The following is a 14669-nucleotide window of genomic DNA, read 5'->3' as shown; positions in this document are numbered from 1 at the left end:
ACGTCAACGGCCGGGAACCGAAAGAGAGTTGAGGGGCCATATGCCGAGGAAGGCCGAGAGGGCAGGGGATTCGGCTGTGCCGAGGGCGGCTGACCAGGGGATGCCTGCCACAGGCACCCCGGTGCCAGGGGCTGGTTCAGGCGGAGTCAAGTCGGCCCGACGGACGATAGAGCTCATCGAGGCGTTCGCCCGCACCAATGTCTGGCTGTCGCCGTCGGACCTGCACCAGCACATGGGGTTCCCGCGTTCCAGCCTGCACGCGTTGCTGCACACGCTGCTCGAGGCCGGCTGGCTCGAACTGGACGCGGCCTCGAACCGGTACCGGCTCGGGGTTCGGGCGCTGATCTGCGGAACGGCGTATCTGGACCGCGACCCGGTGGTCCCGTACGCCACCGAGGAGCTGGAGAAGATCCGTGGCGAGACCGGCTGGACCACCCACTTCGCCCGCCGCAACGGCGCGGAAGTGGTCTACCTGGAGACCCGCGAGGCCAAGCGTTCCACCCATCTGATCTCGCGCGTCGGCCGTACCCTCCCGGCGCACGCCACCGCCCTGGGCAAGGCACTGCTCGCCGAGCTCACCCAGGAGGAGATGGCGCAGTTGCTCCCCCCGGAGCTGCCCGCGCTCACCGCACACACGATCACCGACCACGAGGTGTTGTACGAGGCATGCGCGCTCTCCCGGGAACGTGGTTACGCGGCCGAGGTGGAGGAGGGCACCGAGGGAGTCCGGTGTGTCGCCGCGGTGATCCCGTACCGCATCCCCGGCACCGACGCGATCAGCTGCTCCATGCCCACCGAACAGGCCACCGATGCCGACGCCGCCCGTGTCGGTGAACTCCTCGCCGAAACCGCCGACGCCCTCGGCCGGAAGCTGCGCAGGGCCGGGGTCCGGTGACGCCTTCCGTGCTCCCGCCCACCTGACGGTTGGCGGGCCCGGGCTCAGTCGTCGGAGGGGAGGGGCCGCCGGATGTCGCGGTCGTTGTGACCAGGCCACCCGCGGTCCCTCGGACCGCCTCACATTCTTGGGGATCACCATGATGCGTGAACGTGTGCTCATCACCGGATCAGCGGGGGGCATCGGCACCCAGATACGCCCTCGGCTGGGGCGCCCCGGACGGGTGTTGCGGCTGCTGGACACCGGTGCGCAGCAGGCGCCCGGGGCGGACGAGGCCGTGGAGTTGGTGACAGCCTCCGTCACCGACCGCGTGGCGATGGAGCGGGCCTGTGCGGGGGTCGACGCTCTGATCCACCTGGGCGGGCACAGTCGGGAGAACTCCTGGGAGGCAACCGTCGACGTGAACATCAACGGCACCCGCACGGTGCTTGAAGCGGCCCGGGTGGCCCGCGTCCGCCGGGTGATCCTCGCCTCCAGCAACCACGCCGTCGGCTTCCGCCGTAACGACGAGGGAGGTGAAGCCGGTCTGCCCGCCGACTCCACCCCCCGCCCCGACACGTACTACGGGGTGAGCAAGGCGGCGATCGAGGCGCTGGGCAGCCTTTACCACTCGCGGTTCGGGATGGACGTCATCGTCATCCGGATCGGCTCCTGCTTCCCGACGCCGATACCGCTGGGGCCACGCGGCCTGGCCACATGGCTGTCGCCCGACGACTGCGCCCGGCTGCTCGAGGCCTGTCTGAGCGCACCGTCCCCCGGCTACCGGCTGATCTGGGGGGTCTCCGACAACCTGCGGCGGATCTACTCGCTCACCGAAGCCGAAGCGCTCGGCTACCGAGCCGCCGACAATGCCGAGGTCTACGCTGCGCGAATGGCGGCCGCACCGGCTCCCATCGGCCCGGCGGCCGAGTACGTCGGCGGGCCGTTCTGCACCGCCCCTCTCGGGGTCTCCAACCCGCTGTGACCCGGTCCGGCAGGGGCTGCTGCCTGCTTCCGGGGCTCATCGGGTAGCGGGGACGACCACGCCGGTCCTCGTTTCTTGTGCACGAGGGGTTACAGGACGGGACAGAGCCCGCTAACTTCCTTGCACTGAACGCGTCGTGCCGCTTGCGGCCGGTTCTTGACGGCAGACGGCACGATGCCGGCGGTCACACCCCTTTTGCACCTGTGGACCTGCTATGCCGGGGCGACCAGCGACGGACTCCACCCTCGGGGCAAGTGGTTTCGACCGGTGACCTACCTGTCCTGAGCCCGCGGCCCGCTGCGTCAGGCAACCTTGCGACGCCCGGTCCGCCCGGTCCGCCCGCCGGAACTCCGGCGCTCTGGTCGTTCCTCCTCATCGCCTCCGCGGAAGTGAGTCCCGAGATGACACAACCTCTCTCTCGCCGACTGGTACTGGGCACCATGGCAGGAGGCGCGCTGGTCTCGTTCACCGGCCGCGCCACGGCCGACGCCCGTCCGGCGCACCCGTCAGGCGCCGTCGTGACCTACACGGCACCGCAGCCTCGTACCCGGATCGACCTCAACACCGGCTGGAGGTTCACCAAAGGCGATGTCAGCGGCGCCCACGCACCCACATTCGACGACTCCGCCTGGGCCCCGGTCAGCACTCCTCACACCTGGAACGCCGAAGACGGAGCGGACGGCGGCAACAACTACTACCGCGGCGTCTGCTGGTACCGCCGCCACGACATGCTCCCGGCCGGACTGGCCGAGAAGATGTTGTTCCTGGAGTTCGCCGGCGCCAACCAGGTCGCCGAGGTCTGGGTCAACGGCACCTGTCTGGGCCGGCACGAGGGCGGCTACTCCAGGTTCCGGTTCGACGCCACCCGGGCGTTACTCCCCGGCAAGGACAACGTCATCGCGGTCAAGGTGACCAACGCCCATGAACGCGACATCGCTCCGCTGAGCGGGGACTTCTGCTTTTCCGGCGGCATCTATCGCAGCGTCGGCCTCTGGGCCGTGGACAAGCTCCAGGTGCGCATGCTCGATCACGCGGGGCCCGGAATCTATCTGCGGCAGTGCGACGTGACCTCCGCGTCGGCGAACGTCGTGGTGACGACCAAGCTGTGGAACAACAACAGCACCGGCAGACCGGTGGTCGTACGCACCGTGATCACCGACGCGGCCGGGACCGTCGTCGTCGACGAGCGCAGCGACGCGCGCCTTGTCCCGGCGCGAGCCGGATCCGAGTTCACGCAGAGCGTCACCATCACCGAGCCGCATCTGTGGAACGGCACGTCGGACCCCTATCTCTATCGTGCGAGCGTCGAGATCCACGACATCACCGGGGCCGCCGACAAGGTCACGGACGTGGTGACCGAGAGGATCGGCCTGCGCGCCGTCGCCGTCGACGCCGACTCCGGCTTCTTCCTCAACGGCGAACACCTGCGTCTGCACGGCGTCAACCTGCACCAGGACCGGGCCCGGAAGGGATGGGCGGTCGACGACGCCGACCGCACCCAGGACTTCGACCTCATCGAGGAGATCGGTGCCAACGCCGTGCGCATGGCGCACTACCAGCACGACCAGAAGGCCTACCACCTCGCCGATGAGCGCGGCCTGGTCGTCTGGGCGGAGATCCCGCTCGTGGACACCATCACCGAATCGTCCGCCTTCTCCGCCGGCACCGAGCGCCAGCTCATCGAGCTGATCCGGCAGAACTACAACCACCCGTCGATCGTCTTCTGGGGCATCGGCAACGAGCAGCGCAAGGACAACGCCGCCACCAACGCGCTGCTCGGCGCACTCGCCAGGATGGTCGAGACCGAGAACCCGGAGCGGCTCTCGACCTACGCCGTGGCAGGCGGCGACGATCCGGCACTGGGGCGGCACACGCAGACGACCGGACACAACGTGTATTACGGCTGGTACACCGGCTCCAAGGACGGGGACATGGGCCGCTGGGCCGACGACCGGCACAGGGATGCCCCCGACCGCAAGATCGCCGTCTCCGAGTACGGTGCCGGCGCCAACACCGCCCAGCACGCCCTGAACCCGGCCAAGCCCGACCCCGGCGGTGCCTTCCACCCGGAGGAGTACCAGGCCCTGTACCACGAAGCGGCGTGGAAGCAGCTCGCCTCTCGGCCGTATATCTGGGGGACGTTCGTGTGGAACATGTTCGACTTCGCCTCGGACCGGCGCAACGAGGGAGGCCGGCCCGGGATCAACGACAAGGGTCTGGTCACACGCGACCGCAGGATCCGCAAGGACGCCTTCCACTGGTACAAGGCCAACTGGGCGGCTTCCCCGACCCTCTACATCACCAGCCGTCGCTGGTCCCGACGCAGTGACCCCACAACGGAGTTGAAGATCTACTCCAACGCCGACCGCGTCGCCGCCACACTCAACGGCCGGTCGCTCGGCACCAGGAGCAGCACCGATCACATCTTCACGTGGCCCGATGTGACGCTCGAGCCGGGCGAGAACGAGGTGACCGTCACCGCCACCATCGGTGGCGAGGTGCATACCGACACCGTCATCTGGACTCTCGTCCATGGCGCACCCGGTGGGGCAGTGTCCCGGTAGGTCAGGTCGCTCCGGTGAGACGCCATGGCCGGCACTGCCGCACGCGAGCGGTCTTCTCGTAGCGGGTGGCAATGCCTCGTCACTGCTCGAGGCGGTTGACGCACCGTTCGACGGCGTTGTGTTGCCGGAAATCCAGCATGCACACCCCTGGCGGTTGCTTCGTATATCGCATACGTTTTCCTTCGACTCGAACGGGCATCGTGTTTCGGCCAACGGCTGGCTGCCTCGTCGCCATGCGGGGGCGCACGCCATCCAGTGGCCGGGCCGGGCCTCGCCCCGCTGTCCGCGGGGCGAGGCCCGGCGAGGGCGACGGTCCGCGCTACTCGTTCGGGCGCGTACCCGCCATGCGGCCGCCCGGCGGAGCGGACCCGGCCAGAGCCTGCCACTCCGCCCGCGTTCCGCCCCCCACCGCACGAGGAGCGATGACCATGTCACCCCACAAGCCCCTGCCACGCAGAACCCTGTTGCGCGGCGCCATCGCGGCAGGAGCCGGAGCCGCAGCGTGGTCGCTGCTCGACCAGCCCAGCGCAACCGGCGCGCCTGACACCGACTCGGGCGACTACGCCATCCGCTTCGACAAGGGCCGCAAGCAGACCATCTGGGGACTGGGCTTCGAGATCCAGTCGGACTCCATCGGCTCCGGCAACAACGGCATGCCCGATGTGGTCAGCGGCGTTCCGTATGACCTGACGGAAAGTGAGCGCGACCGCTTCTATCAGCAGTTGCTCAAGGGCGGCACCGACCGTGGATTCCGCTACTGCCGACTGGCCATGGGGCTCTACCACCGGGGCCTGGACTCCACGAAGAAGCAGATGGTCGACCGTTACAAGGGCCAGACCGCGCTGCTGGCGGACATGATCAAGCAATCCGGCGTCGAGGGCGTGGCCGCAGAGTACTGGTCACCTGCCCCCGGCTGGAAGAGCAACACGTCCTACATCGGCGGCAGGCTCGCCTCGTTCTCCCCCGACGCCCTGGACGCCCTCGGCGACGCCATGGTGGGCGACCTGAAGTACCTCACCGACCGGGGCGTGCCGATCTCCATGTGGGGCTTGCAGAACGAGCCTCGCTACAAAACCAAGTACTCCTCCTGCCAGTACACGCCCGACCAGTATCTGAAGACCTTCAAGGCGGTCGCTCCCAAGATCCGGAAGCAGTATCCGAAGGTGCTCATCCATGCGGACAGCCAGGACGGCTGGGGCGGCGCGATCGGCAAGGCGCTCAAAGCCGATCCCGATGCGCTCCGCCACGTGGATGCCTGGACCTATCACCGGCTGGACAAGGGATATCACAACAGTGATCGGCAGATCACGGAAGACTTCAGTTCCGGTAGGTCCGGCAAGCCCGTGTTCTGCAACGAGTTCGAGTACCTGCACGGAGGGACAACGGACTGGAGGACGATCAACACGGCGCAGTCGATCATGAATTGGATGACCTTCCACAACTCGCCCACCTGGTTCTGGCTGCACGCCCTCAAGCCCACGCAGAACTCCGAGTCCGACGGCTACTCACTCGGTTTCTGGCGGCCCCCGAACGTCAAGACCCCCGACCGCTTCAAGCACCTCAGGGAGCGCCACTGGGAGTTCAACCCACGGAACTGGAACGCGGTGGCCGGCTTCCTTCGGTACATGCCGTGGAACTCTGTCCGCTACCACGTCGACGAGCCCAAGCATGCCGACGGCAAGCCGTACACCGAGCACCGGATCATGGCCTGGCGCACCCCCCAGGACAAGCCGGTCTTCGTCGTCACCAACCGGTCGGAGAAGGACGCGTTCACCTTCACCGTGGACACCCGGACCAAGGGGGAATTTCATGGTCACCGGTACGGTCCGTCGACACACGACAAGAGTGTCGGCGCCAAGGCCGGACCGAAGCTCACCCTGACTCTGCCCCCGCTGTCCATCGAGTTCTGGGCCGCAGGCTGAGGCGGATCGCCCACAGCCACCTGACGCGGGAATTCTGTGGTCGGCCCCACCACGGGCCGATGGCATGGTCGTTCGGCTCGCCGGCCGGGGCCCCTTTTACGGGCCCCGGCCGCGCGTGCTGGTGGGCGCGCACAATCGTGGAGTCCACCGGGACGGCCCGGTTCAGGTCCTTGTCCGCGTCCGCCTGAGCCATCAGCGCGATGAGCACCCGCTCCCAGGTGCCGATGGTGCGCAGCGCCTGGGATTCCAGCCCCCGGCCCGCTCGGGCTCTTGGGCGAGCCTGGGCACGTACCGTCCGATGAGGTCAGCCGCTCGTGCCGCAAGGGTGCCGACAGCGGGCCCGGGCCGGGGTGCCTGCCCTGATGGACGGGTTCTGTGCTGTCGCCGGCGCGTTTCCGGTATTTCGCGAGTGCGCGAGAGTGGTCCTGGCCGGTTCGCGATCTGTGGCGCCTGCCCGGATTCCAGGAATCCGAGGACGGTACAGCGGACATCGGGGCCTTCAAGGGCGGATGCCGACCGGTCGCCTGAATTGTGTGTTGTCGTGATCTGCATCCCATACGGCTGCAATCCAAGAAGTGTCCTCATCTTTCATGTGGTGGGGAGAGATGCGGTGTTCAGTCCGAGGGAGTCTGCTTCCTCCGCTTCTCGGGCGCCCTCCCTCCGTAGCGGCGGGCTCACGGTGCGGGCGGGCCGCCACGGGGAGGCAAAGTAATAGCAAAGAGGCGGGATGCCCGGTGGGCCACGTGGTCGTGAAGGCGACCGGGAAGGCGGCCGGACCTGGTCCTACGGTTCGGCCCGGCATTTCCGGAGGTCCGCCGGCGCACCTGCGGCAGTCCAGCCGCAGGCGGCCACCGCACGTGGAGGAGTCCCATTGAGCAAGACGTACCCGTTCCCCCGGCCAAGAGGCGGCGGGGTGCACGTCCGCCGCGCCCGTGACGTCGATGCCGGCACCATCGCTTCCCATTGCCGAGGAGTATGCGTCACGTAGCTCTCTCACCCCGTCTCCACGGGTGAGGTCTGCATGACGTCCTGCCAGATATCTCCGGCGGGATTTCGTAGGGGAGTCATCTCTGCGGAACAGGTCGAATGATGCGGCCGGAAAGGCTGCTTCGTCCTGCCGTGGTGTCACCGTGAATTAAGTCCTCAAGCGGTTCCGCTCCCCTGTCCGATGCCGTGCGAATTCGCCGGTGAAGCCGCTTGGTTGACCACCGATAGTTTTCTGGAAAACCTTGCGGCGCCGCTCCGGTCCGGGGTAGACAGTGACCCGCCCCAACCGCATCGGATTCGTCGGACGGGGTCCCCATTTCTTTCTCGGCATCGGTGATACACGCATGCCGAAAACCACAATCCCCACGGAGGAAGTGTGAAACGAGCAGGCATACTCATCGGCCTGTCGGTGGTTGCCGCGGCCATCGGGGTCGCCCCGGGTATGGGCGCCACCCAGCAGCCTGTGCAGCGCTCGGCCGACTACATCGTCGTCCTCAAGGACTCGGGGGCGGCCAAGGGCGGGATCACCGACCCCACCGCGGTCACCGACGGCATGAACGGCGTGACCCTGGGCTCGGTCTACCGCTCCACCGTCCAAGGATTCTCGGCGAAACTCACCCCACAGGCCGTGCACTCACTGCGCGCCGACTCCTCGGTCGCCTATGTCGAGCGCGACGGCACCGGACGCAAGGCCGGCGAGGAACACACCCGGACAGCCTTGAAGGCGGGCGGCCAGCAGCTCCCCAAGGGTGTCCGGCGCGTCATGGCCACCGAGAACAAGGCGCTCAAGGTCGGTGACGGTGTCGACCAGCGGGTCGACGTGGACGTGGCCGTCCTGGACACCGGGATCGACAAGGACCACCCGGACCTCAATGTCGTCCGCTCGGTGAACTGCAGCGGTGTGGACAAGTGCGAGGACAACTCCGGTGCGGACGGTGACGGCCACGGCAGCAATGTCGCCGGGGTCATCGGCGAACTCGACAACAAGATCGGCTACACCGGTGTCGCCCCGGGCGCGCGACTGTGGTCGATCAAGATGCTCAACGATGAGGGCTCAGGCAAGTCATCGGAGCTCGTTGCGGCCCTCGACTGGGTGACGGCACACTCCGGCGAGATCGAGGTGGCCAACATCAGCGCGGGTTATGACGACAGCTCCAAGGCGGTCAAGGACGCAGTCGACCGTGCCATCGCCAAGGGCATCGTGGTCGTGGTCTCCGCGGGCAACGAACGCAAGGACGTCAAGGACGCCAAATATCACACCCCGGCCGACGTCCCCGACGCCATCACCGTCTCCGCGATCAGCGACGGCGACGGAAAGCCCGGTGGCAAGGGCGAGTTCAGCTGGTGCAACAAGAAGAACAGGAACCAGGACGATTCGCTCTGGATCGACCACGTCAACGGAGGCGGCAGTGACTTCGGGCGTGGTGTGGACATCGCCGCCCCGGGCGACTGCATCCAGTCCACCTTCAAGGGCGGCGAGTACTCCAACTACAGCGGTACCTCCCAGGCCGCCCCGCATGTGGCCGGTGCTGCCGCCTGGCTTGCCGGCGGCGACAACAAGCCGAAGAACCGGGCCGATGTGATGGCCATCCGCGACACGATCCTCAAGGCCGGGAACCTCGGCTGGTCCGACAACTCCCGGGACGGCGTCAAGGAACGCCTGCTCGATCTGCACAGCAGCTCGGTCTTCAAGGGGACCTCGATCAAGTAGCGCGCCCGCGCTCACCGGTCCCCGCTCGTCCCGGCGCAGAGGGACCCCATTCGAGCGGCTCCCCGTATCTCCGGCGCCGCAGGGCGATCCCCCCCCCGCATGTCAGACCGCCACGAACGACGGCGCTCCCTCACGGTGCCCATCGCTTCCGCACCCCGGCGCGACCGGCTCCGTGTTCCTCCTGACGCGGGGCGGCGGCCCCATCCCGCCGCCCCGTTCCCCCTGGCCGTGTTCGCACGGCCCACGACAAGGAGTTCATGTGACAGGCACTCATTCCGCCACCGCCAACCCCCGCAAGCGCGTCAGGCGCATCGCGATCCTCGCGGCCTCCGCGGCCATGGTCGTGGCCGGCGTCGAAGGCTTCGCCAGCGCCAGCCCCGACGACACGCCCCGGGACGCGTCACCCGCGCCATCGGCATCCCCGGCACGGCAGCGCGTCATGGAGCTGAAAGCCGCGCAGTCCGAGGCCGGCGCCGAGGCGAAGGGGCTCGGCCTCGGCGCCAAGGAGAAGCTGATCGTCCGCGATGTCGTCAAAGCCGCGGACGGCACCGTCCACACCCGGTACGAGCGCTCCTACGGCGGACTGCCGGTGCTCGGCGGCGACCTGGTGGTGCACGAGAAGAAGGGGGCGGAGCGCGGCGTCACCAAGGCCACCGAGGCCCGCATATCCGTCGCCTCGCTCGATGCCGCCGAGCCAGCTTCGGGCGCGAGGAAGCAGGCGCTGGCGACCTTCAACGGAGAAGACGGCTCCCGGGCCAGTGCCGAATCGCCGCGCAAGGTCATCTGGGCAGGCGACGGGAAGTCTGTTCTCGCCTGGGAGACCGTCGTCACCGGTACCCGGAAGGACGGCACGCCGAGCGCAGTGCACGTCATCACCGACGCCGCCACCGGTAAGCAACTGGCCGCCAACGAGACCATCCAGACCGGCACCGGAACCGGCGACTACAACGGCAAGGTGGAGCTCGACACCAGCAAGAGCGGCGGCTCCTACACCCTCACCGACAGCGCCCACGGCGGACACAAGACCAACGACGCCAAGAACAGCGAATCCGAGACCGCGCCCGGCGAGCTGTTCACCGACCCCGACGACACGTGGGGCGGCGGCCGCCAGAGCGCGGCCGTGGACGCGGCCTACGGCCACGCCAAGACCTGGGACTTCTACAAGAACACCCTGAAGCGCAACGGCATCAAGAACGACGGCAAGGCCGCGTTCAGCCGGGTCCACGTCGGCAACAACTACGACAACGCCTACTGGAACGACAAGTGCTTCTGCATGTCCTACGGAGACGGTAAAGACGGGAAGTCCCCGTTGACCTCGCTCGACGTAGCGGCCCACGAACTCAGCCATGGAGTCACCTCCGCCACCGCCGGGCTCGAGTACCGCGGTGAGTCCGGCGGTCTCAACGAAGCCACCAGCGACATCTTCGGCACCGCGGTGGAGTTCTCCGCCAAGAACTCCAAGGACCGCGCGGACTACCTCATCGGCGAGCTGGTCGACATCCGCGGCGACGGAAAGCCACTGCGCTATATGGACCAGCCGAGCAAGGACGGCCGGTCCCAGGACTACTGGGACCAGCAGACCGACGGACTCGACCCGCACCTCTCCTCCGGCGTCGGCAACCACTTCTTCTACCTGCTCAGCGAGGGCAGCGGCGCCAAGACCATCAACGGCGTCAAGTACAACAGCCCCACCAAGGACGGCTCCAAGGTCACCGGCATCGGCCGGGACAAGGCCGTCCAGATCTGGTACAAGGCGCTGACCGAGCAGTTCACCTCGACCACCACGTACGCCGAAGCCCGCAAGGGCACCGTCAAGGCGGCCGGCGAGCTCTACGGTGCCGGCGGCACGGAGGTCAAGGCAGTCGAGGCCGCGTGGACCGCCGTCGACGTCAAGTGACCCCGCCGGTGTGAGGACCGTCGAGTCCTTGCGCCGTCCTCACCCCGAGACCGACGGGGCCGTACCGGCGGCAACCGGTACGGCCCCGTCTTCCTGCGCGCGGTCACTCCGCCGCCCCGGAACGCACCGGCCGGTCCTCGCGCAGCGCCGTGAACAGCCTCCGGGCCTTCTCCGCGTCCCACCTCACCGCACTCCCCTTGGACATGGGCACCCCCACGGCCGACACCGGGACATTGAGGGTGGTGCTTCCGCCGCTGCCGACCGCCCGGAGCAGGGCGGTCAGGTCAGCCGGCCCCATCTCCGTGTCCACCACCATGGTGTCCAGCGCCGCACCGAGCACCGAATGGACAGTCGCGGGGTTGAGCAGTACCTCCGGAGAGGCGACCCGCCCGGCCAGCGCCGTGAGGAACCTTCGCTGGTTCTCGGTGCGACCCAGATCGCCCGCCGACTCCTGGTGGCGCTGCCGGACGAAGGCGAGTCCCTGGGCACCGCCGAGGTTGTGACAGCCCTTGCGCAGATCCACCCCCGAGTCGCGGTCCCGGATGCGCCGGTCCACACACATCCGTACGCCGCCGACCTCGTCCACCACGTCCACGAAGCCACGGAAGCCGATCTCCGCGTAGTGGTCGATCCGCAGCCCGGTGGCGCGCTCGACGGTACGGACCAGCAGTTCGGGTCCGCCATAGGCGTAGGCGGCGTTCAGCTTGTCCCGGGCCGCGGTATGGCGCTCGCCGGTCTCGGGGCGGACCCACGAAGGAATGGTCACCCAGGAGTCCCGCGGCAGGCTCACCATGGTGACGCCGTGGGCTCCGGTGTGCAGCAGAATCATCGAGTCGGTACGGCGCCCCTCGGCCGAGCCGACGTGCAGATCCTTCTTGTCCCTGGCCGAGAGTCCGGCCCGGCTGTCGGAGCCGGCGATGAGATAGGTGGTGCCCCTGCCGCTCAGGGGACGGTTCGCGATCGCCTCCAGATCGGCGTCGTGGTGGAGTTGGGCGTCGACCCACACCACCGAGGCGAGGGCACCCCCCAGCGCCACCGAGACCACGACCGCCGTCGCCACCACCCACCGTCGGCCGCGCCTGCGGCCGCCGCGGCGCCTGCGCCCGCGGCGGCGCTTACGCCCGCGCGTGACCGGGGGAGTCGCGTCCCGGTGCTGTCCGAACCGCGTGGGAATCCCGGTGTCCTGGCTCCTGGACCACGGCTGCAGCCGATCGCTCATACCGTTGTTGCCCTCTACTCGTAGGAAGCCCTCGAAACGCTCAGAGGACCCGCGTCCGGCGACGCTCCGGGAAGGTGACGCCGGCCCACCGGGGAGGCGGGCTCGTGAGCGGGAGGCGGTCCGAGCCGCTGGCCGGCCAGGCCGGAGCGGTGCATCCGGCGCCACTGGAGCCCGAAGCCCAGCAGTCCGGTGACCACCGACTGGAACACCACCAGATACAACAACTGCCGGTAGACGACCATCTGCAACGGCACCACCCACAGCTCGGTCAGCCGCTCGCCCTCCAGCCGGAGGGCGTATCCGGTGAGCGCCGTCTGGAGGGCGACAAAGGCCAGCAGCACACCGACGGTCCACGCCAGGCCGTAGCGGAACAACCCGTAGACGGCAAAGACATCGACGAGCGGGGCGAGCAGCGGCAACAGCACCTGGAAGACGCCGACATAGGTCAGCGCGCGACGGGCGAAGCGCCCGGACGAACCGACATCGGTGACAGCCCGGCGGTGCTTCCACATGGCCTGAAGAGTGCCGTAGCACCAGCGGTAGCGCTGCCGCCACAGCTGACCGAGGGACTGCGGCACCTCGGTCCAGGCGACGGCGTGCTCCTCGTGGACCACCCGCCACCCGGCCCGCCACAGGGCCATGGTGAGGTCGGTGTCCTCGGCGAGGGTGTCCTCACTGATCCCGCCCACGCCCATCAGCGCCTCCCGGCGGAAGGCACCGATGGCGCCGGGCACGGTCGGCATGCACTCCAGCACCTCGAACATCCGCACATCGAGATTGCAGCCGACGACGTACTCGAGGTGCTGCCATCTGCCCAGCAGACCACTGCGGTTGGCCACTTTGATGTGGCCGCTGACCGCGCCGATCGCGGGGTGGGCCAGTGGCTGGATGAGCCGCTCGATCGCGTCCGGCTCGAAGACGGTGTCCCCGTCGACCATCACCACGATGTCGTAACGAGCGTGACGCAAGCCGGTGTTGAGGGCGGCGGCCTTGCCCGCGTTGGCCTGGCGGATCAGGGTGACCCGGGGGTCGCGGATCGACGCCACGACCTCCGCCGTGCGGTCCCTCGACCCGTCATCGATCACGATGATCTGCAATCCGGTGTGGGTGGAGGCGAGTAGCGAGCCCACCGTGGCCGCGATGCCGGCCTCTTCGTCGCACGCGGGAACGAGGACGGTGACCGGACCTGTGACACGGCGCAACCAGGGGGCACCGCGCCGGGGCCGTCCAAGTCTGCGGAGGTGCGCCCGGGAGAAGAGGAGGAGCAGCGTCACCCGGACCAGTCCGAGGACGCCCGCGGCACCGAGCACCCAGGTCGTCGTGGTGGCGAGGGCGTGTCCCGCGGTGGCGAACCAGACCAGCCAGGTGCCGCGCCAGCGTGCGGTGACCGATGCGGGTTCGTTCGCCGGGAGCTCGCCCACTCCTGCCGTGACGGTGGTGAACTCGTCCACGTCCGGGGCCCGGAGCAGTGCCGCCGTGCGCTGGTAGGCCGCCTCGCTCCGGCCCAGCTGTCTGATCGCGCCGAGGGCCGGTCGGCGGTCCGGCCGGTCGGCGGCGACCACCCAATAGCCGTCGGTGGCGGCGCGGCGGGCGGCACGCCACTCGGCACCGCACAGGGTGTCCACCGAGGTGGTGCGCGGCATGCGCAGCAGATGGGTCGAGACGCCCGCGGCGCCCTGCAGCGCGGCCCGGGTGAACGACAGCTCCACCCCGGCCCGCAGCGGCGACACGGAGCCCAGAACGGCCCCGGTGTAGGTGGATGAGCCGACCTCATGGCCCTCGGTGAGGATGCGCCGGACGAGTGCCGGATGGCGGGCGACCTGGGAGCCGTTGAGGAAGAAGGTGGCGTGCGCGTGGTGTTCGCGCAGCAGGTCCAGCAGGCGTGGAGTCCATACGGGGTCCGGGCCGCCGTCGTAGGTGAGCGCCACCGTACGCGGAGATATGGACGTGGACATGATTGCGTCGCCCTTGATCCTCAGCACCGGTCCGCCGCCGGCGACGGAGGGCGGGGCGGGGTGGGAGCAGGGGCGGCGCGCATCGGGGCCGACGAACACCTGACGGGTGCTCCAACCGTCGAAGAACAGGGCGGTGGAGAACAGCGTGAGGACCACCGTCAGCAGGAACCAGTGGGCACGTGGCTGCCGCGACTGCGCGTGGCGCCCGGCCATCAGGCCGCTCTTCCACGAAGGCGCCGGGCCGAAGGGTCGTTCACGCTCTTGTGCCGTGGGGCGATCGGGTCACCTCGTCTTCGTAGGGAACACCCCAGGTGTTCGGAACGCGGCTTGCGTGGCGAATGTGGGTGCTCTGACGTCGCGCCTCGTCGGGGGTCACAGGTTCTTTCACGGGCCGACGGACGGGCGGTCCCGGGAGGGCCGGGCATGCAGGGTGCGACCTCCGCGGCCGCATTGCGTGGTCGCTGGTCGTTCCCTCCGGCTCATCTCATCACTTGCGGCCCATGAGGGAGGACCTTGAGGTCACGCGGCCGTCCTGCCGCTTTGTCTATTCTTTAC

At 68.6% G+C, this 14669-nt stretch carries 8 protein-coding genes; 6 read left to right on the top strand and 2 right to left on the bottom strand.

Annotated features, from left to right (window positions below):
* The first annotated feature begins 121 nt into the window (after positions 1-121).
* The 6 genes from AC3EQ1_RS07165 to AC3EQ1_RS07140 all read left to right on the top strand — a co-directional run bounded on the left by AC3EQ1_RS07165 (position 122) and on the right by AC3EQ1_RS07140 (position 10940).
* A complete protein-coding gene (locus tag AC3EQ1_RS07165; RefSeq protein WP_432093436.1) occupies positions 122-895 on the top strand; it encodes an IclR family transcriptional regulator in 774 nt (257 codons plus the stop codon).
* Between the two features lie 139 nt (positions 896-1034).
* On the top strand, positions 1035-1859 hold the full coding sequence (locus AC3EQ1_RS07160) for an NAD-dependent epimerase/dehydratase family protein (protein ID WP_432093435.1): 825 nt from the start codon (positions 1035-1037) through the stop codon (positions 1857-1859).
* Positions 1860-2260: 401 nt separating this feature from the next.
* Positions 2261-4423, top strand: coding sequence for a glycoside hydrolase family 2 protein (locus AC3EQ1_RS07155; protein ID WP_432093434.1), 2163 nt, complete (start codon positions 2261-2263; stop codon positions 4421-4423).
* Positions 4424-4851: 428 nt separating this feature from the next.
* Complete coding sequence (locus tag AC3EQ1_RS07150) at positions 4852-6345, top strand: glycoside hydrolase (RefSeq protein ID WP_432093433.1); 1494 nt, start codon at positions 4852-4854, stop codon at positions 6343-6345.
* A 1363-nt stretch (positions 6346-7708) separates the two neighbouring features.
* On the top strand, positions 7709-9043 hold the full coding sequence (locus AC3EQ1_RS07145) for a S8 family serine peptidase (protein ID WP_432093432.1): 1335 nt from the start codon (positions 7709-7711) through the stop codon (positions 9041-9043).
* A gap of 337 nt (positions 9044-9380) precedes the next feature.
* Positions 9381-10940 (top strand): M4 family metallopeptidase, encoded by a 1560-nt coding sequence (locus AC3EQ1_RS07140; RefSeq protein WP_432093512.1) that lies wholly within the window; start codon positions 9381-9383, stop codon positions 10938-10940.
* A gap of 103 nt (positions 10941-11043) precedes the next feature.
* On the opposite strand, the gene AC3EQ1_RS07135 is transcribed toward AC3EQ1_RS07140, so the two are convergent.
* Together AC3EQ1_RS07135 and AC3EQ1_RS07130 are read right to left on the bottom strand one after the other, a co-directional pair.
* Positions 11044-12000, bottom strand: coding sequence for an LCP family protein (locus tag AC3EQ1_RS07135; RefSeq protein WP_432093431.1), 957 nt, complete (start codon positions 11998-12000; stop codon positions 11044-11046).
* A gap of 173 nt (positions 12001-12173) precedes the next feature.
* Positions 12174-14327, bottom strand: a complete 2154-nt coding sequence (locus AC3EQ1_RS07130; protein WP_432093430.1) for a bifunctional polysaccharide deacetylase/glycosyltransferase family 2 protein — start codon at positions 14325-14327, stop codon at positions 12174-12176.
* Between the last annotated feature and the right edge of the window lie 342 nt (positions 14328-14669).

The sequence above is a fragment of the Streptomyces sp. bgisy100 genome (genome assembly GCF_057709105.1).
The sequence above is the reverse complement of the archived record's forward strand: the minus strand, read 5'-3'. Positions and strand labels throughout refer to the sequence as shown.

Bases quoted from the DNA above. Each gene is read 5' to 3' on its own strand.
- AC3EQ1_RS07160 (WP_432093435.1), top strand. From the start codon at position 1,035: ATGATGCGTGAACGTGTGCTCATCACCGGATCAGCGGGGGGCATCGGC.
- AC3EQ1_RS07155 (WP_432093434.1), top strand. From the start codon at position 2,261: ATGACACAACCTCTCTCTCGCCGACTGGTACTGGGCACCATGGCAGGA.
- AC3EQ1_RS07150 (WP_432093433.1), top strand. From the start codon at position 4,852: ATGTCACCCCACAAGCCCCTGCCACGCAGAACCCTGTTGCGCGGCGCC.
- AC3EQ1_RS07140 (WP_432093512.1), top strand. From the start codon at position 9,381: ATGGTCGTGGCCGGCGTCGAAGGCTTCGCCAGCGCCAGCCCCGACGAC.
- AC3EQ1_RS07130 (WP_432093430.1), bottom strand. From the start codon at position 14,327: ATGGCCGGGCGCCACGCGCAGTCGCGGCAGCCACGTGCCCACTGGTTC.